The organism is Allobosea sp. 10L422 (genome assembly GCF_056395345.1).
Map to the genome: position 1 here is coordinate 41,772 of NZ_JBFTJI010000016.1, position 17,203 is coordinate 58,974.

A 17,203-nucleotide genomic window follows, 5' to 3' on the forward strand; every position below is an offset into this window, starting at 1 on the left:
GGGCATACGGCGAAAGGAGTCCGGGTGATCTTGGCGAGCCCAAACTCATCGATTTCCCGGTCCGCAACAAAGCCCAGGATCAACCCTTCGTGCCGGCAACGTCGGCCCGGGTGCAACCGTAATGTGGACAGCCGCGCAGAGGGAGGCAAGCGCCGTCGATCTAGGGGGGCAGCGGCGCATAAGCGACGCTGATCGGCATGCTTTCGGCCACCTCGATGTTCAATGTCTTGATCGGCAGCCTGTTCGTCGCGAGCATCATTCCGATGTCGACATCAAGGCACTTACACAATTTAGGGGGTTCGCCCGGATCTTAAGATTTGCCGTCGAGCGATGAAAGTGCTGTGCCTCGGTGACGCCTTCGCTCAGCAACCACTCGGCGCCCAATCTTCGGATCACAAACGTTGCCGCATATTGCTCTCCGAACGCCTCCCGGAACGGCCCGATCGCGCGGGATCTGTTGGATCGGGCTATCCGGGAGGCGTTAATGGACTGACACCGAGATCAGGCGGCTTTCTTGTTCGCCGAGCCGATGCCGATTTTGGACAGGAGCTGGTCCATCTTGGTTTCTTCGGCGCCTGGTTGAGCAGCCCCAGTTCCCCTGCCCAGGTCTTCAGCGTGCCGTAGCGGGCAATCTCGTAGTGCTCGACCGCCTGGGCGGCGGCGACCAGGCCAGCATCGATCGCAGGGCTGCCCTCGAACTCCTCGATGATGCCAAGGATGGCGTCGCAGGTCTTGCCACTGGGGGCCTTGCCGAGAATCTCGAAAACCTCGGTGAGCCGCTCGATATGGGTTTCGGTTTCGTCGCGATGGGTTTCGAACGCTTTCTTGACCTCAGGTGAATTCGCTGCGCGCCATCTTGGGCAGTGCCTACAGGATCTGCTTTTCTGCGTAGTAGATGTCCTTGAGCGTATCGAGAAAAAGGTTCAGGACCGGGGAGCGCTGGTTTCTCCACTCGCACAGGGCCATGCTTCAGCGCCGGCGAACTTTCATACGCCTCAGCGGCCTGGCCAGCCGGGAGAGGAGGCTCAGCGGCGGCCGGGGCCCAATCCGCGGTCGAGGAATGCAACGGGACCGCATGCTCCCTTCCAGCTGGATGATGACGATGGCTTAGCTGCCGAGATGCACCGAACTCGCGATTGCTTTGTCTGAAGGAGACGAGCGATGGCCGCGCACGGCCTGGTCAACGGCCCCTCGGCGAGAACTGCATCCACCTGTGCGTAGATATGCAGCGGCTCTTTGGCCCGGGATATCCATGGGCCTTTCCTTGGCTCGAAAGGGTTCTGCCATCGATCGAGCTGATAACCCGCTCGCACCCCGAACGTACGCCGTTCACTCGCTTCATACCGGCTCCGCGGCCGTGAGACGGTATCGGTTCGTCGCGCCGGTATTAAGAACGTTGGGCGGAGGTAACCCTTGACAATCTCGGTCTCGATGCCGTTCGCCTTCACGCGGTACTTGAGCGCTTCGTCTCGCCCGCCATCGTCCTAGACAAGAGGGTTTATTCTCCCTGGACAGCGGCCCTGGATCGGTTCGTCTCCGAGAAGCACGTATCATCATCCGGCGGCGAGACCGACGTTTGCGTCCTGGCAACCGTCCTGGGTGCCATCGATCGAGGCCTTCGCGTTGTTCTCGTGACCGATGCGCTTTGTAGTTCTGCCGATTCCACCCATGACGCCTTGATGGAACTCTACCTCAACCGCTTCAGCGAGCAGATCGAAGCCAGTACCACGGCGCAGGGTGGTGGCATAGTGGCGGTGAAATGATTCAGCGGGGAAGTGGAGCATCAATGTGCTCGTCGCCCGATACCCCGACCACTTGGCGAACCGGCATGCCGACTTCCAGTGAGTAGGACGTTGTCGAAATGCCCGGGAGTTCCGCCAGACTGACGTAGTGGTTGCCGTCGTCGTCTTGGCACTGTTCCCGGTAGAGTTCGCGCCGGACGGTTGAGCCTTCCGCGCCGGACCTTTGCTTGCGCGGGCTGGCCCCAATCAGTGGAAGACAGCCATCGATGCGGCGGCAGCCGCCATAACGATGGTCGCTCCCCAACCAAAAATGCGGACCGCACCGTTCGTAACGAATCGGCCCATATTATCGCGCTGCGAACCAACCCACATCATCGCTGCCATCACGGGGACCGCAACGAAGCCGTTCACGACGGCGCTCCAAAACAACGCCTTCATCGGATCGATCGGCGTAAAGCCGAGACCCACGCCGAGGAGAGTGGCTGCTGCTATGACCGAGTAGAAGCCGACGGCTTCCCAAGGCTTGTTTTCCAGGCCGCATTTCCAGCCCTGCGCTTCACCGAACGCATACGCGACCGAGCCCGCGAGCACCGGCAATGAGAGCAAGCCCGTGCCGATGATGCCGAGGCTGAAGAGCTCGAAGGCGAAATCACCGGCGATCGGCCGAAGCGCTTCTGCCGCGTCGGCCGCGCTTCCGATCTCGGTCTTCCCGCTGGCATGCAGCGTCGCAGCCGTGCTGATGATGATGGCGATCGCGACGAGGTTCGACACCGCCATCCCGGCAAAGGTGTCCAGACGGATCCGTTGAAACTGACGATCCGCTTGCTCAGGTGCTTTCTTGAGGGGCTTGTCCTCATCCTTGCGGTCGATCTCCTCGACCTCCTGGCTGCTTTGCCAGAACAGCAGGTAGGGGCTGATGGTCGTGCCGAAGATCGCGACCACCATCGTCACGGTGTCTCCGGACAGCGTCAGCTTGGGTATGACGAAGCCTGCCCCAACCGCGGGCCAGTCGATCTTCACGATAAAGATCACGGCGACGTAGGCGAGCAGCACCAGCGTCAGCCATTTGAGGTAATTGGCGTAGGTCTCGTAGGAAATGAAGAGCTGCAATGTGAGCGAAATGCTAGCCAGCACGACGGTGTAAAGCGCGCTCGGGCCGCCAATGGCGAGCGAGCCGGCCGCACCCATGGCGGCCAAGTTCGCGCCGATGTTGATGGTGTTAGCGATGAAAAGCAGGCCGACCAGGCCGAGCACCGCCCATTTCGGCATGACCTTCTTGAGGTTCTGCGCCAGGCCGCAGCCGGTGACGCGACCTATCTGGGCGCTAACGAGCTGCACGGCAGACATCAGGGGATAGGTCAACGCCATCGTCCAGAGCATGTTGTAGCCGAATTGCGCTCCGGCTTGCGAATAGGTCGCGATCCCCGAGGGGTCATCGTCGGCCGCACCGGTTATGAGTCCGGGCCCGAGCTGCTTGAAGACAGCAGCGCCTCGCCATCCTTTCCATGAAATCGACCGCTTCGCGGGAGGCAGGGACGGCATTTCGGAGAGACTGGTCATGGCGTTGTTCCCGGAGAGCGCGGGAACAACAGTCTGCAGCCGGCTTCGTTCCGCCGCACAATGCGCTCGGGAACAGAAACGGCAGCCCAGCGGTTCGAGAGGCATCCTGCGGCCTAGGCCGCGTCCAGTTAGGGGGCTTCTCCAATGAGAAAGCAGCTGATCCTACTCACCATCCTGGCGGCGACGGCGCCGTTCGGCGCGTATGCCCAGACCTCGACCACCTCGCCCATGCCGGCGCCGAAGGCGGATGCCGACAAGAATGCGCCGCTGCCGGGAGCCAACAGCTTCACCGAAGGCCAGGCCAAGAGCCGCCTCGAGGCGAATGGATACACCAACATCAGCGAACTCAAGAAGGACGACAACGGCGTCTGGAAGGGCAGCGCGACCCATAGCGGCGCCACGGTCGGTGTCTCGGTCGACTATCGCGGCAACATCACCCGCAACTAATCATAGGAGAAACGAATCATGACCCAGACCCTGACCCGTTCCTATGACAGCTACGAGGCCGCTCGCGCCGTCGTCGGCCAGCTCGAAGCCGCCGGTGTGAGCTCCTCAGACATCAGCCTCATCGGCCGCCATCAAAAGGCCGACGATAGCAATGCTGGCGAAGGCGCAGGCATCGGTGCCGCGCTGGGTGGCGCCGCAGGCCTGCTTGCAGGTATCGGGCTGCTCGCCATTCCCGGCATCGGGCCGGTGGTCGCGGCTGGCTGGCTGGCGTCTACCGCTGCGGGCGCGGCCGTCGGCGGCGCCGCCGGCGGCATCGTCGGCGCACTGACGAGCGCCGGCCACAGCGAAGAGGAAGCGAACTACTACGCCGAGACCGTCCGCCGCGGCGGATCGGTCGTGTCTGTTCGCGCCGCCGAGGAACAGGTGCCTGCGATTGAGGCCATTCTAGATGGTGCCACGCCGATCAATCGTGATGAGCGCCTGGCCGAGTATCGCGCTGGCGGCTGGAGCCGCTTCGACGAGACCGCAGATCCCTATCAGCGTCCCGTGATCTGAAAACGGTGCACAGTAGAACGTCAGGCAGGTCGGCGGCCATCCGCCGGCCTGCATCGCTTCGGTTCTCTTGTCCAGGTTGTCATTTTGGGGAACCAGGGCCGGGGCGTTGCGATTGGAGGAGTGACTTCCTCAGGATTCTTCCCATGCCAATGTACCGCTTCATCACGAATAACGGTGGATCGCACTTCGTCGATTTGGATCTTCCGGACGACAAGGCTGCTCGGCAGGAAGCTCGGACGGCGTTCGCTGAAGCTGCCCACGATGCGCTGACCGAAACCGACAATTGCGAAATAACGATGTTGGTCCAGGCGGGTGAGCGCCCCGTCTATCGCGGTCGGATTTCATTCGAATCCGCAGACGTCACAGATTCGGTCCGTACCCGATCAGGAACGTGACGGTGCTTCTCGTGAGCACCCAGCGTACATGTGCCCGATCGGGTTCATGCAGCGAGAAAGGGGCCGACCCTGATCCCGAATGAGTTCACTATGGGGCGGCCGATCTGCGTTGGAACCCCGCTCCTCCTGACCGGTTGAGTTTGTCTCACCGACGAGGCTCTCATGGCAAAAAGTGCGAAGTCGACCCCGGCGGACGGTCGCAACGGAGCCGCCCAGCTGCCCTCGGTCATTGTCACAAGCTACAATCTGGAAGCCCGTGACGAGGACGGCTTCGTCGGAGACAAGGCAAGGCGCGGAGCGATCTTTGAGCATCTCGAGGAGTTACGAGCGGCATTCCGGGAGACCGGCGAGGACCCGATCGATAAGCCGAGTGATGAGCTAAAGAAGAAGGATCTCGACGCGATCCTGGCGGGCGACGATGCCGAGGCGGCGGCGCTGGTTCACAGTGCGATCGAGAAGTACGCGGAGGCCCTGGCCTCGGTCGTCCGTCGCTTCTGTCGCTTCAAGGCTTGGTCGGCAGTTGAGCGCATCGTCGTAGGGGGAGGCTTTCGCCAGAGCCGCGTCGGCGAGCTGGCCATAGGACGGGCCGGGATCATCCTGCGCACGGAGCAGCATCCGGTTGAGTTGGTGCCGATCCGTCACGGCCCGGATGAGGCGGGTCTACTGGGCAATGCTCATATCGCTCCAAAATGGATGTTCGAGGCCTTCGACAGCCTGGTGGCGGTCGACATCGGAGGATCGAACATTCGGGCCGGGATCGTCGAGCTTCGACAGACGAAGGCGATAGATCTCAGCAAAGCGAAGGTCGCGACCTTTGAGTTGTGGCGGCACGCCGACGAGACGACCAATCGCGACGAGGCGGTCGAGCGCCTTGGCGAGATGATTAGAAGTCAAATCGAGGCCGCGGAGAAAGCAGCCCTCAAGGTCGCACCCTTTATCGGCATTGGGTGTCCCGGCATCATCCAGCCCGACGGCAGCATCGACCGCGGGGCGCAGAACTTGCCAGGCAACTGGGAAAGCAGTCGTTTCAACCTAATCGACAGCGTTCGCGAAACGGTGCCGACCATTGGCGAGCACGAAACGATGGTCACCATGCATAACGACGCGGTCATTCAAGGCTTGAGCGAAATGCCATTCATGCAGGACGTCAAAAACTGGGGCGTTCTCACGATCGGAACGGGGCTGGGGAACGCCAGCTACGAGAACCGCGCCAAATCCTCAAAACGGAGCTGAAGGCTCGGGGATGTCGCACCCGCGATTCCTAGGAGGATTTCCGAGGGTCGAGCGGCTTTCCGCGCCCTCGGGGTGCTCGCTTGAACGAAGTGAACCGCTCTAAGTTCCAACGCCGTTCGCTCCCACCACGATGTCAGGCCCGAGGACATCGTGACACGACGCCTCCATGGGGCATTGGCTGCCGCGGCAGATCGGGGGCCAGAAGACTTTTCCGAGCTGCTGCTCGTACCCGGCATCGGCGCGCGCACGGTGCGGTCCCTGGCGATGGTCGCGGAAGTACTGCATGGCGCGCCCTGCCGTTTCAGTGATCCAGCGCGCTTCTCTCTCGCCCATGGCGGCAAGGACCGGCAGCCCTTCGCTGTGCCGACAAAGGTCTACGACCAGACCATCGCTGTCCTGCGCTCGGCCGTCGATCGGGCGAAGCTTGGCGAGGACGACCGCCTTTGCCGCCATTGCGCGGCTGGACAGTGAGAGCCGTCGGCTGGAGCGTAGTACGACCGGGCCGACGCTCGTCGAATATGTCGCTGAGGAGCGCCGCCGGTCCGCGGAATACGGCGGCCGAAGTGTCTTTGGCTGGGAAACGCCCGGGACTGCACAAGGCGAAAACGTCAGAGCAATGCGTCGGCAGCTCTAGGCCGAGGGCTCCGCCCTTATCATTTGCTTTCGTGGGATACATTTCACGCGTCGGGTCAAGGGAACAGCCACCGCTGCAGCTTGTTGCGCTGAGGCGGGGAGCTAGATGGCGACACATTCGGGATCACGGAAAGTCATCTATGCAGCGCTGGCAGGAAATCTGCTGATCGCGACGACGAAATTCGTCGCGGCAGCCTGGACCGGCAGCTCGGCGATGCTGTCGGAGGGCGTTCACTCCCTGGTCGACACCGGCAATGGCGCGCTTTTGCTCTACGGCCTCAACCGGGCCGCGCGGCCGCCCGATCTCACGCATCCCTTCGGCCACGGCCGCGAGCTCTATTTTTGGAGCTTTGTTGTTGCGCTCCTAGTCTTCGCAGTCGGGGCCGGCGTATCGCTCTATGAGGGAGTGGCCCATGTTATCGCCCCGCATCCGGCGACGAACCTGACCGCGAACTATCTCGTGCTCGTTTTCTCGGCCCTGTTCGAAGGCTATTCCTGGCGGGTTGCGTTGAAGGAATTCAAGATCGCCAAGGGCTCGCTGAGCTACTTCGCCGCGGTCCGACAAAGCAAGGATCCGAGCGTCTTCACGGTGCTGTTCGAAGATACCGCAGCCTTGCTCGGCTTGTTCATCGCCTTCATCGGCATCACGGCAGCAGCCTATTTCGAGCGACCCGAGCTCGACGGCGTGGCGTCGATCTTGATCGGCGTCATTCTGGCGATGACGGCAATGCTTTTGGCGCGCGAGAGTAAGGCGCTGCTGATCGGGGAAGCGGCTTTGCCCCACGTCCAGGAAGAGATCAGGGCGGCGGTCGACGGAGATCCAGATGTCGAGCGTGTCAACGGCATGACAACAGTCCATCTGGGCCCAGATCAGATCGTCGTGGCGCTGAGCCTTGAATTCAAGGACGATCGATCGACCGTTGACATCGAGGATTGCGTGGAGCGCATCGAAGCGAGGCTCAGGAAGCGCCGCTCCGACATCGTCTCGGTATTTGTGAAGCCGCAGACTTCCACCACGTGGCGAAAGCGGCGCGCCAAGCTGGTCGAGTGAAAATTTAGATCGCCGACGGCGGTGCTACCATAGGCAGCGCGGGTTGCCTCAATACCCCGGATAGGAATGCCGCTTCAGCAGTCAAGCGAGGTGGGCCGCATTCCGAGCGAGCATCCGGTTTGTCATGGCGGTCGTTTCTGAAATCTCGTCGAGATCGATGAAATTCATGCTGCCCCTGGCTTCGCCGACCCAATATGTCGGCCCAGCGGCCACGATGGTGAACCCGACATCAAACAATGCCTGAGCGATTTCAGCGGAGACGTGATGGGCTCCATCCTCGTTGCCCACGCCGGCGACGGCAGCGACCTTGCCATAGGCACCACGGGATCCCGAATCTGGAATGTGTCACGCAGGTCACGCGACGTTCCCCCTCCGTGATCCGAAAAGCACGATCGATCAGGTGAGGCACTTTGGGCATCGCTCGCGGGGCCGCATAATCGAAGGTTCAGTAGCGATAGGAGCGCCGCAATCGACACACCGGAATCCTTCCGCATCCACGATGACGGTTCCGATACGTGTGTTGGACCCTCGGTGCCCAATGCTCCGTTGCCGTTCGGAGAGGTCGAGCCAGGAGACCAAGCGATGCTGTTCGTTGAGCAAATCAAGGAAGGCCAGGGGGTGATCGGATTCGATGGAGAGCATGTCGGAACCGTCGACGCCCTTAGCGGCCAGCTCGTCAAGCTGAAGAAGAATGATCCGGAGTCGGGCGGAGCCCACCACTATCTCGACCTGGCGCTCGTCGTTGCCCTCGAGCACGATACGATCAAGCTGATCGTCCCGGCGGCGGAAGCCAAGGAGAGATGGTCTGAGGCGACCGAGTAATGGACCGACGCCATTTTGTTGCTGGAGTCGGCGCGACCATCGTCGCTGGGCCAGCCCAGGTGAGCGTCGCGGTTGACCGCTTTGGCCCAAGTGCCTCTGGAGGCACCGTCATTCTCCTTTATGGCTCAGACGGCCTGACGAATAGCGGCCGATATGAGTTTGCCGCAAACATGATCGCGGGGGCCGGCTACAACGTCCTGCTCCCGCGGTACTTCGAGGCCACCGGCGATCGGCCCGCTACGGTGAAATCAAGAGCAGGTTCCCGGTGTGGCTGGAAGCGATCGAGTCAATCACCGGCGATCACCAGGCCCGTCTCGGCGTTGTCGGCTCCTCGCTGGGCGGTGCATTGGTCCTGGCTCTGGCGGCACGCGATCGCAGGGTTAAAGCTGTCGTCGACTTTCGGATTCCTGCCGCCGGGCTTGGAGCGAGCCTCGCTGCCCCCTACGCTCATCCTGCATAGGGAAGCGGACCGAGTGGTGCCTGTGTCTAACGCCGGGGCCATCGAGAGATTGGTCAAAAGCAGCGGGGGAACGGTTCAACGCCAATGGACATGGTTTCTCCCTGGCGAGTTGGATGCAATATCGAGGACACAAGCGTTCCTGCGCGAGAACCTTTGACGATTGCCGGTTTCGCGTGTGGGAGAGCCGTGAAGATCGCAACCTACAATGTGAACGGCATCAACGGTCGGTTGTCCGTTCTTCTCCAGTGGCTCAAGCAGGACCGCCCCGACGTCGTGTGCCTGCAAGAGCTTAAATGCTCAGACGATCGCTTTCCCGAGCACGAATTGCAGCAAGCGGGCTACGCGGCGGTTTGGCACGGCCAGAAGAGCTGGAATGGTGTAGCTATCCTCGCGAAGGGGTCATCCCCGGTTCTCACGCGCCGGGGGCTACCGGGAGATCCTGATGACAGACATAGCCGGTACATCGAGGCGGCGGTCAACGGGGTACTGATCGGGTGTCTCTATCTCCCCAACGGGAATCCTTCCCCCGGCCCCAAGTTCGAATATAAACTGCGCTGGTTTGGGCGACTGCATGCCTACGCCCAGGAGCTGCTCTCCCTGGAGGTAGGTACCGGTCGCGCTCGTAGGCGATTTTAATGTCATGCCGACGTAGCTCGATGTTTACGCACCCGGGCGATGGCGAGATGACGCGCTCTTTCGACCCCAGGTGAGGACGGCATATACTAAGCTCCTCGAACAGGGTTGGACGGACGCCGTCAGGCACCTTCATCCGAGAGAGCGCATCTACACGTTCTGGAAGTACTGGCGGAACTCGTTCGAACGCGACGCAGGGCTGCGGATCGACCATCTCCTGCTAAGCCCTGCTTTGGCTGCAACACTCAAGCGTGCGGAGGTTCGACGGTCGCCGCGCGGCTGGGAACATACTAGCGACCATGCCCCAGTCATGATCGAACTTGGATGACATGCTGGCCGAGCAGCGAGCCCATCTGCGTTAGGAAGCCGGATCGACCGTGTCGGCCACCGCCTCCTTTTTAGCCTGAGGCAGCAGCGTCATCACCAGGATGAACGCCGACAGCACAAAGCATATGCTGTTCGTGACGATAAGTGGCCATTCGCCCAGACCGATTCCATATGCCGTCCAGAGAGCGAAGCCAGTCACAGTCAGGCTATATGTCACGGTAGAGATTGCCCCCGTGTCGCGTGTCCGGACAATACGCCAAGCCTGCGGGACAAAGCTGATGGTAGAACACAGCGCTGCGAGGGTGCCGGCCACGGCGATCCAATTCACGTCGAAAACCTACCTCTACAGTCGCCGAACATTCGCCCGGACCTTTCGTCGATAGCCGCGAGCAATTCCAACAGCACCAGTTCCGGTAACGGCCTTCAACACGGCATTCTGTGCGGCGCAGGTCTTTTCCGACTGATCTCGCGCTCGGCAGCACGACCACCTGAGGCGATCTTCATGCTCCGGAGCCAGATGGCCTGCTGCGCCTCGAATGCCAGCATCGACATTTCCAGAAACAACTTAAACATCGGCAGCCTCTTCAGGTGAGGGCTTCCGAGGCCGCCGCATTCCCTTCCGCGCTTGGCTTGTGCGAGATTTTGCGCCCTGCCCCGCCGCCGACCGGGCCGGGCGTTCCGGCTGCTCTTCCTCCGCCACCCTCGCCCGCGTCTCCTGACTCATGCGATACCAGGCGTAGCCAATGGCGCCCGCGAGGATCAGGGGCGTGGGAAGCCGTGTCGCCAGTAGCGTTATCGGAACCGCAAGGCGCTCGGGGATTTCGCCCCTTCCCACCTTCCCGGCAACCCAGGCACCAGCCAGGCTGAAGACCGCTGCCCGGATCATTTCTCCTCCTCCGCGGCGCCCGGTGTCGTGGGCACCTGCTGGGCCACAGGGTCGCTCGCGGGAAAGGTGTCTTTGAGGGCCTGTTCGAGCTTCTGATCGGAGGTGAGCGCCCGCTCTGCTTTCTTTTGAGACTTTTGCTCCTGCCGGAGACTCTCGACTGCCGGGCTCTGTGGATCTGCCATGGGTGCCTACGTCAACTGTCAGTGCGAAGGTTGAACGCTGCTAAGCCTGTACCGTTCCTTCCCGGAGAAGATCTCGGTCCGCGACCTTGTGGGAACCAGAGCAGCGCTTATCTCTCTGTCCGCGCAGCGCCACATGGTGCCTGCTTGCTCTCCGGTTGGATGCCTCGCCGGATGTAGATAGATGTCGGTGGCGAGCTGTATGCCGTTTCGCATCGTGCCCGTCCCAGTGCAGCCGGGGCTCACCGGTCGAAACCCCAGCATTCGTGCTGTCAGACTCCGGCCGGATCGGTTGGCGGATCCGAGGCGGCCGCCAGCAGGCGCGATGCTTCGGTAAGGCTGTGGGTCAAGTGATTTAGCGCACGCACCGCATCGACTTCCGCAAACCGGGCCTCGTCTCCAGCCGCGCAGGAAGCAAGTCGCCGGAGCGGATCGAGAACCGGCCAGGATGACAGCGAAAGCGCGGCATCGTGTACGAAGCGATTCCCCCGGGTGTAGTCGAGCGGAACGATAATGCGGCTGAGCCGCATGACCGCGCGATCATGCACCGAAGCGTCGAGCGCCAGGATATCGAAGCCCGCGAGATCCAGGGCCAGAGCTCTCGCATTGCCGATGGCCTTGCGGAGATGCGGCGGGATCTCAGGGCGATCCCCGAAGCGATCCAGTTCGCCGGCGAGATCGGCCAGCTGGTTGGTATAGTCGATCGGCAGCCGCTCTCGCGTCAGGAGGTCCAGCACGACGCGCAGCACGATCCGCGCGTCCCGTACCAGCAGATCGGGATCCACCTTGTCGAGCAGGTCGTGTTCGGTATGCCACCACCAGCCGAGATCGTTGCGCATTTTCAGCGCGCCCGGCTCCTGCAGGCTGAGGCTCCCGAAAACGGAGGGGATGCCGATTCCCGGGAAAGAATCGTCGGCCGAGCGTGCCTTGCGGCGCCCGGCCAGCTTTTGCCCGGTCTCCTCCGCGATCGCGGCCTCTGCGATGCCAAAAAGCCCACCGGCCGCTCCCGTCCGGGTCAGATCTTTCGCTCCGATTCCTCCGGGGCTGTCGAGATTCACATGGGCCGCGCAGCGTGCGTCGAGCTCCGCCCAATGATTGTCGGCATACCAGGCCGATCCGGAATAGCGCCCCTGGGAATGCCCGGACCAGAAGCAGATACGAATGCCCCGGCGCCAAGCCTCCCGATGCTCCAGGCACAGCCGCAGGACCTCAAGCATCACGATATTCGCGGAGCCGTTGTCCATCACGCCCTTGAACCAAGTATCGACATGGCATGAGAGCAGGATGAAAGGTCCTGGCGGATCCTCGGCTAGCGGCAGATCGCCGACGAGAAGCGGGGTTTTGCGCCAGCCGGTATCCACCTCCGCATGAAGCGTGACCTCCACCGCAGCATCCTGCAGAGCTTTCCGGAGGGCTTCGCCATCCGCATTTCCGATCGTCAGCACGACGACACTCGGCAGGGCTGAACGCGTATCTATCGACGGATTGCCCCAGATCGGCGAGATGCACATCTCGTGCAGCAGATGGTGGGGGCTGATCTGCACAACGCCCGCCGCACCCGCCTGCGAGGCCAGCAGGGCTATACCGGGGCTTGCGATCCCATCGACCAGAACGATCCGCCCGCGGACATCCCGTTCGGCAAAGGCTGCACGCGAGCCGTCGCCGAGATCGATGAGCGCCCCCACCAGCCCATCGCCCGGCGAAGGCAGCGACATCGAATGCGTGATTGCCGGTATCGTTCGTCCATCGACGACGAGCCGGGCCGGCCCGGGAATGCTGATATAGGCGTCATGCTGGATGAGCTCGGTTCGCAGGCCGAGCCCGTCCAGCTGCTCCTTGATCCACGAAAAGCTGGCCGCCTCCCCGGCTGTTCCGGCCAGTTTCGACCACTGAGCCAGGGTTTCGAGCCCTGCCATCATGCGGGCCGCGGACACTTCGTCGACAGGCGCAGGTTCCAGGCCGTCTTCAGCTTGCATTGCTATGGCCATGGCGATGGCACCCTTGTCTCTTGCTTCTGCGCGGATAGGGCCGGCACGCTCAACCGGCGCTTCGAGAGGCCGCGAGCAGCGCCGAAATCTCTCGGGCGGCGCTGCGAACGGTCTCGACCAGAGTGGGAAGAAGGCTCTCGCTTACTCGGCCGGTCGGCGCACCGATATGGATCGTCGCGATGATCTTGCCGTCGGAGCCCATTACCGGCGCTGAGATCGAGATCAGGTCGGGGCTCACCTCGCCATGGCTGACATAAAAGCCCTGGTCGCGAACCTGCGCGAGCACCTGCCGGAGCCGATCGGGATCGACGCAGGTCCGGTCCGTGAATGCTTTCAGTGGCTCGCTGAGCAGCGTCTCCCGGAAGCCCTCATCCTGAAAAGCGAGAAGGACGACGCCCGAACCGGCATGCATGGGCCTGCTGCCACCGATTCCCGCCAGCACTTTCACCGCTCGTTCCGGTTCCCAGCCCGCCACGCAGAGACTGTTGCGGCCGTCGCGAACGCGAAGCTGGACGGTTTCGCCCGTGCCGCTTCCGAGCTTCGCGATGATCGGCCCAGCAATTCTCGCGATATCGATCTGCCGCTCCGCCGCATTGCCGATCGCCAGCGCGGCCAGCCCCAGCCGATAGGTGCGCCGTTCGGGGGTCGAGCTGACGAAATTGCTGGCCTCGAGGCTGCACAGCAGCCGGTAGACCCTCGCCTTGCTCTGCCCTGAGCGCCGCGTGATCTCGGAAAGGCCGAGATCAGGCGTTTCCGCAATGAGCTGCAGAACGCCGAGCGCGGCGTCGACGGCATCGACCCGATACTTCTCAATCTCCTTGGGCGGGGTCGCACGCATCTTCGGCGCTCTCCTTCTGCTCGGCCCCAAGCTGGCGGGGCTAACCTCGCGTGAAGTTCGCCACTAGCACAATGCCACATGGTTCGATAGATGAACCATCGGTTCAATAATTTGACATCGACGCAAGTCCGACGCAAGCTCCCTCGAAATCGACCGTTGGCTGCGCCCCCGACATGGGCCGCGCTATCGAGATCGCAGGGAACGAACAGCCGATGGTTTCAGACGCGAAAGACCGCTTTGGCCGGATCCGCTGGCCCGATGACGCCAGAGCCGTCGTCTGCGTCACGATCCATGTCGATGGCCCGGCCGTCGAAGCGGGACGCGGGCAGAACGCGCTGGGCATCCATAGCCGCGGCAGTTACGCGCTGCGGCGCGGCATCCGGCGCTATCTCGACATGCTGGAACGCCACGGCGTGAAGGCGACCTTCTTCTGCTGCGGCTATGATGCCGAGCATTGGCCGGAGCCGTTTTTTGATATTCAGCAGGCAGGGCATGAGGTCGCCGCCCATGGCTACCAGCACGAGGGTTTCGACCTCGGCGAGAGAGAACCGGAGCTGCTCGAAAAGACGCACCGGATTCTTGAAGGTTTCGGCCAGACGCCAGTCGGCTGGTGTTCGCCATCGGGGCGCAAGAGCCGGCTGACGCTGCCGACGCTGCGACGCCTCGGCTATATCTACGACGCGAGCGAGAAGGACGAGGACATCCCCTACCTGCTGGAGGATGGCTTCATGATCCTGCCGAACAATACCGTCTCGCTCGACGATTTCCCGATGTATTTCACGGGCGGCGCCTCGGCTGCGGAGGTCGAGCGCAACTTCCTGCAGGAGTTCGACGCCGCGCTCGATCGCGACGGCTATGTCCACCTGACCGTGCATCCCCGGGCAGGCGGCGGCTCGGGCACGCCGGCGCGGGCGGCGGCGGTCGACCGCTTCCTGGCTCACGCAAGGGCGACGCCCGGCATCCGCTTCATGACCTGCCGCGAACTCGCGGAATACTGCCTGAGCGAACCCTCCCGCTGGCAGGAGACACGGGCATGACCGGCTCCCTGCTCATCACCGTGAACGTGCACGGCATTGGCCCGGAGGCCGCAAGCACTCCGGAAGCGGAGCTCTTCGGCCGCGATGCCCATGGCCGCTACACCTATCGCATCGGCCTGGCCCGCCTGCTCGACGCCCTGCGCGAAGGCGGGCTTCCCGCGACGTTTTTCTGGCCCGCTACGGAAGCCGAAAAGCTGCCTCACCTGGTCGAGCGCTGCCTGCGGGACGGCCACGAGGTCGCCAGCCACGGCCGCGCCTTCGAAGACCACGCAGCCTTGGATCGCGAGGCGGAAACCGCAGCGATCGGCGAGGCACATGAGACGCTGCTTCGCCTGAGCGGAGCGACGCCGCGCGGCTTTCGCTCTCCGGCCGGCACCCTGTCGCCCCATACGATCCCGATCCTCCGGAGCCTCGGCTATCTCTACGATTCCAGCTTCCTCGATGATGACTGCCCCTACGGATTGGGCGGGCATGGCGGTGACGGGATGGTCGAGCTGCCGATCTCGGAAGGGTTGACCGACGCCACGCATTTCCGCCGACGCGTCACGCAGGACCGCGCCGAGGAACTGATGCGCGAGGAGCTATCGGCCTTGCTCGCCGTTGATGACTACGCCTGCCTCACCTTCCACCCGCGCGCCGATATCGGCGTCGGCCGCGCCGCGCGCCTGCCCATGATCCGGCGCCTTGTCGGGCTGGCCGAGGCACAGGGAGCCCGGCCTCTGCTCTGCACCGAACTGGCGCAGCGTTTCCGCACGATCGGCATCGCGCCGACATCTGACACGACCGGAGATTGAGATGCGCGCCTTTGCAGCCCTCGCCCTCGGATTGGCCGCCATCGCGGTGCCGGGAGCTTCCGCCTCGGCCCAGACGCTGCGGACGATGCTCACGTCCGACATCCGGGGTGTTATGCCCGGCCGCAGCCCCGATACCGCGACGGGGAGCGTCCTCCAGAACATCTACGAGGGCCTGGTCGCGTGGCGCGCCGATGGCAGCGTCGCCCCCATGCTGGCCGAGAAGATCGACATCTCCGCCGACGGCAAGACCTATGTCTTCACCCTCCGCGACGGCATCAAGTTTCACAACGGCGCGCCTCTGACGACGAAGGAAGTCGTCTGGACCTGGGAGCGTTTCCTCGACCCCAAATCCGCGTGGCCGTGCCGCGGCGCCTTCAACGGGACGAACGCAACCAAGATCGAAACAGTCAAGGCGCTCGACGAGCGCCGCGTCGAATTCCAGCTCGCCGAGCGCAGCGGCTCCTTTCTCAGCGCCATGGCTCGCGGTGACTGCGATTCCGCCGGCATCGCCCATCCCGACGCAGTCGATGCCGCCGGCAACTGGGTGACGGCGATCGGCACCGGCCCCTTTAAAATGTCCGAATGGCGCAAGGGCCAGTTCATCGAACTCACGAAATTCGCAGACTACAAGTCGCGGACGGAAGCCTCGGATGGGCTTTCCGGCGCGAAAGAAGCGAAGGTCGAGAAGGTCAGGATCGATCTCGTGCCGGACGCGCAGGTCGCGAAGCTCGGCATCCTGCAGGGCAAGCTCGATCTCTGGGCCGATGTCGACGCGGCCTCGATCAAGGACTTCGCCAACGACAAGAACGTCACGGTCGTCACCACGCCGGTCGCCGGCATTTACACGATCCCGCTGCAATCCCGCGATCCGGTGCTGGCCGATCCGCGGATCCGTCAGGCAATCAGCCACGCGATCGATCGTACGAGCCTCGCCAAGGCTGTGCTGGACGACGCCAGCATCGCCTCTCCGTCGCTGATCCCGCTGACGAGCAAATATTACGCCAAGGTCCAGCGCAGCGGCGCCGAGTACGACCCCGACAAGGCCCGCGCCCTGATCAAGGCCTCCGGCTACAAGGGCGAACGGATCGCCCTGATCACCAGCAAGGCGTCGCCTGTGATGGCCGATACGGCGATCTATCTCCAGTCGATGCTGCAGGCCGTCGGCCTCAATGTCGATGTCGAGATCCTGGAATTCGCGACCCAGTTCGAGCGCTTCTACAGCGGGCGCTACCAGATGATGGTCTGGAACCTCACGCCCTATCTCGATCCGCTCTTCATCGTCGAACGCTTCACCGGCGACAAGGCGCGCCAGGCCGACAAAGTCTGGGACAGCCCTGCCTCGAAGGAGCTCCTCAAGAAGCTTGTCCTTGCCGATGACGGCCAGGACAAGCAGGCGCTCTATGACGAGCTGCACCGCCTGCAGATGGCGGAAGCGCCCCTCGTCGTCTGGGGTACGCGCGCCACGACGGTGGCCATCCGGAAGAACGTCAGCGGCTTCCAATCCTGGCCTGGCCAGAAGCCGCGCTACTGGAATGTTTCGGTCGCGCCCTGAACCCTTTCCGATCGGAACGAGGGCGCCAGCCCTCGCTTCGGACACCGACTGCAATCACGGCCGAGGGCCCA

Annotated in this window: 15 protein-coding genes and 5 pseudogenes; 13 read left to right on the plus strand and 7 right to left on the minus strand. The window is 62.9% G+C overall.

Annotated elements, in window-relative coordinates:
• Positions 1–160 precede the first annotated feature (160 nt).
• Both AC1DEZ_RS24870 and AC1DEZ_RS24875 read right to left on the minus strand, forming a co-directional pair.
• Positions 161–289 (minus strand): putative glycolipid-binding domain-containing protein, encoded by a 129-nt coding sequence (locus AC1DEZ_RS24870; protein WP_476780940.1) that lies wholly within the window; start codon positions 287–289, stop codon positions 161–163.
• A gap of 212 nt (positions 290–501) precedes the next feature.
• A pseudogene (locus AC1DEZ_RS24875) lies at positions 502–966 on the minus strand (YciE/YciF ferroxidase family protein).
• 554 nt (positions 967–1,520) lie between these two features.
• Here AC1DEZ_RS24875 and AC1DEZ_RS24880 point away from each other — a divergent pair.
• The gene (locus tag AC1DEZ_RS24880; protein WP_476780965.1) at positions 1,521–1,763 is read left to right on the plus strand and encodes a cysteine hydrolase family protein; all 243 of its coding nucleotides are present in this window, start codon (positions 1,521–1,523) and stop codon (positions 1,761–1,763) included.
• Between the two features lie 225 nt (positions 1,764–1,988).
• On the opposite strand, the gene AC1DEZ_RS24885 is transcribed toward AC1DEZ_RS24880, so the two are convergent.
• Positions 1,989–3,284, minus strand: a complete 1,296-nt coding sequence (locus AC1DEZ_RS24885; protein ID WP_476780966.1) for an NRAMP family divalent metal transporter — start codon at positions 3,282–3,284, stop codon at positions 1,989–1,991.
• Between the two features lie 162 nt (positions 3,285–3,446).
• Between AC1DEZ_RS24885 and AC1DEZ_RS24890 the strand changes: the two genes are divergently transcribed.
• The 6 genes and pseudogenes from AC1DEZ_RS24890 (at position 3,447) to AC1DEZ_RS24915 (ending at position 7,616) form a co-directional block, all read left to right on the plus strand.
• On the plus strand, positions 3,447–3,749 hold the full coding sequence (locus AC1DEZ_RS24890) for a hypothetical protein (protein ID WP_476780941.1): 303 nt from the start codon (positions 3,447–3,449) through the stop codon (positions 3,747–3,749).
• A gap of 18 nt (positions 3,750–3,767) precedes the next feature.
• Positions 3,768–4,304, plus strand: a complete 537-nt coding sequence (locus tag AC1DEZ_RS24895; RefSeq protein WP_476780942.1) for a hypothetical protein — start codon at positions 3,768–3,770, stop codon at positions 4,302–4,304.
• Between the two features lie 143 nt (positions 4,305–4,447).
• Positions 4,448–4,699, plus strand: a complete 252-nt coding sequence (locus AC1DEZ_RS24900; protein WP_476780943.1) for a DUF6894 family protein — start codon at positions 4,448–4,450, stop codon at positions 4,697–4,699.
• A 162-nt stretch (positions 4,700–4,861) separates the two neighbouring features.
• Positions 4,862–5,932 (plus strand): ROK family protein, encoded by a 1,071-nt coding sequence (locus AC1DEZ_RS24905; RefSeq protein ID WP_476780944.1) that lies wholly within the window; start codon positions 4,862–4,864, stop codon positions 5,930–5,932.
• 120 nt (positions 5,933–6,052) lie between these two features.
• Positions 6,053–6,566 (plus strand): annotated as a pseudogene (locus AC1DEZ_RS24910) (DUF763 domain-containing protein); the annotation flags it as partial.
• A 105-nt stretch (positions 6,567–6,671) separates the two neighbouring features.
• Entirely contained in the window at positions 6,672–7,616 is a 945-nt protein-coding gene (locus AC1DEZ_RS24915) for a cation diffusion facilitator family transporter (RefSeq protein ID WP_441514156.1), read from the plus strand.
• 81 nt (positions 7,617–7,697) lie between these two features.
• Here AC1DEZ_RS24915 and AC1DEZ_RS24920 read toward each other — a convergent pair.
• Positions 7,698–7,952 (minus strand): annotated as a pseudogene (locus AC1DEZ_RS24920) (flavodoxin family protein); the annotation flags it as partial.
• Positions 7,953–8,198: 246 nt separating this feature from the next.
• On the opposite strand from AC1DEZ_RS24920, the gene AC1DEZ_RS24925 reads away from it, so the two are divergent.
• The 3 genes and pseudogenes from AC1DEZ_RS24925 to xth all read left to right on the plus strand — a co-directional run bounded on the left by AC1DEZ_RS24925 (position 8,199) and on the right by xth (position 9,859).
• Complete coding sequence (locus AC1DEZ_RS24925; RefSeq protein WP_476780945.1) at positions 8,199–8,438, plus strand: DUF2171 domain-containing protein; 240 nt, start codon at positions 8,199–8,201, stop codon at positions 8,436–8,438.
• Between the two features lie 235 nt (positions 8,439–8,673).
• Positions 8,674–8,898: pseudogene (locus AC1DEZ_RS24930) on the plus strand (dienelactone hydrolase family protein); the annotation flags it as partial.
• A gap of 186 nt (positions 8,899–9,084) precedes the next feature.
• Positions 9,085–9,859 (plus strand): annotated as a pseudogene (gene xth / locus AC1DEZ_RS24935) (exodeoxyribonuclease III).
• 30 nt (positions 9,860–9,889) lie between these two features.
• Here xth and AC1DEZ_RS24940 read toward each other — a convergent pair.
• The 3 genes from AC1DEZ_RS24940 to AC1DEZ_RS24950 form a co-directional block, all read right to left on the minus strand.
• The gene (locus tag AC1DEZ_RS24940) at positions 9,890–10,186 is read right to left on the minus strand and encodes a SemiSWEET family sugar transporter (RefSeq protein WP_476780946.1); all 297 of its coding nucleotides are present in this window, start codon (positions 10,184–10,186) and stop codon (positions 9,890–9,892) included.
• Positions 10,187–11,195: 1,009 nt separating this feature from the next.
• On the minus strand, positions 11,196–12,899 hold the full coding sequence (locus tag AC1DEZ_RS24945; RefSeq protein ID WP_476780947.1) for a M28 family peptidase: 1,704 nt from the start codon (positions 12,897–12,899) through the stop codon (positions 11,196–11,198).
• 61 nt (positions 12,900–12,960) lie between these two features.
• The gene (locus AC1DEZ_RS24950; RefSeq protein WP_476780948.1) at positions 12,961–13,749 is read right to left on the minus strand and encodes an IclR family transcriptional regulator; all 789 of its coding nucleotides are present in this window, start codon (positions 13,747–13,749) and stop codon (positions 12,961–12,963) included.
• Positions 13,750–13,961: 212 nt separating this feature from the next.
• Here AC1DEZ_RS24950 and AC1DEZ_RS24955 point away from each other — a divergent pair, with 212 nt between their 5' ends.
• Genes AC1DEZ_RS24955 through AC1DEZ_RS24965 form a run of 3 tightly spaced genes read left to right on the plus strand, consistent with a single transcriptional unit; the run spans position 13,962 to position 17,132 of the window.
• Complete coding sequence (locus AC1DEZ_RS24955) at positions 13,962–14,786, plus strand: polysaccharide deacetylase family protein (protein WP_476780949.1); 825 nt, start codon at positions 13,962–13,964, stop codon at positions 14,784–14,786.
• A complete protein-coding gene (locus tag AC1DEZ_RS24960) occupies positions 14,783–15,580 on the plus strand; it encodes a polysaccharide deacetylase family protein (RefSeq protein ID WP_476780950.1) in 798 nt (265 codons plus the stop codon). Before AC1DEZ_RS24955 ends, AC1DEZ_RS24960 begins: the two co-directional genes overlap by 4 nt.
• A gap of 1 nt (position 15,581) precedes the next feature.
• Positions 15,582–17,132, plus strand: coding sequence for an ABC transporter substrate-binding protein (locus AC1DEZ_RS24965; protein WP_476780951.1), 1,551 nt, complete (start codon positions 15,582–15,584; stop codon positions 17,130–17,132).
• The last annotated feature ends 71 nt before the right edge of the window (positions 17,133–17,203 follow it).

Excerpts from the sequence above, each read along its gene's own strand:
- AC1DEZ_RS24915 (WP_441514156.1), top strand. The coding sequence starts at position 6,672 with ATGGCGACACATTCGGGATCACGGAAAGTCATCTATGCAGCGCTGGCA.
- AC1DEZ_RS24945 (WP_476780947.1), bottom strand. The coding sequence starts at position 12,899 with ATGCAAGCTGAAGACGGCCTGGAACCTGCGCCTGTCGACGAAGTGTCC.
- AC1DEZ_RS24950 (WP_476780948.1), bottom strand. The coding sequence starts at position 13,749 with ATGCGTGCGACCCCGCCCAAGGAGATTGAGAAGTATCGGGTCGATGCC.
- AC1DEZ_RS24900 (WP_476780943.1), top strand. The coding sequence starts at position 4,448 with ATGCCAATGTACCGCTTCATCACGAATAACGGTGGATCGCACTTCGTC.
- AC1DEZ_RS24955 (WP_476780949.1), top strand. The coding sequence starts at position 13,962 with ATGGTTTCAGACGCGAAAGACCGCTTTGGCCGGATCCGCTGGCCCGAT.
- AC1DEZ_RS24925 (WP_476780945.1), top strand. The coding sequence starts at position 8,199 with ATGCTGTTCGTTGAGCAAATCAAGGAAGGCCAGGGGGTGATCGGATTC.
- AC1DEZ_RS24965 (WP_476780951.1), top strand. The coding sequence starts at position 15,582 with ATGCGCGCCTTTGCAGCCCTCGCCCTCGGATTGGCCGCCATCGCGGTG.
- AC1DEZ_RS24890 (WP_476780941.1), top strand. The coding sequence starts at position 3,447 with ATGAGAAAGCAGCTGATCCTACTCACCATCCTGGCGGCGACGGCGCCG.
- AC1DEZ_RS24905 (WP_476780944.1), top strand. The coding sequence starts at position 4,862 with ATGGCAAAAAGTGCGAAGTCGACCCCGGCGGACGGTCGCAACGGAGCC.
- AC1DEZ_RS24895 (WP_476780942.1), top strand. The coding sequence starts at position 3,768 with ATGACCCAGACCCTGACCCGTTCCTATGACAGCTACGAGGCCGCTCGC.
- AC1DEZ_RS24960 (WP_476780950.1), top strand. The coding sequence starts at position 14,783 with ATGACCGGCTCCCTGCTCATCACCGTGAACGTGCACGGCATTGGCCCG.
- AC1DEZ_RS24885 (WP_476780966.1), bottom strand. The coding sequence starts at position 3,284 with ATGCCGTCCCTGCCTCCCGCGAAGCGGTCGATTTCATGGAAAGGATGG.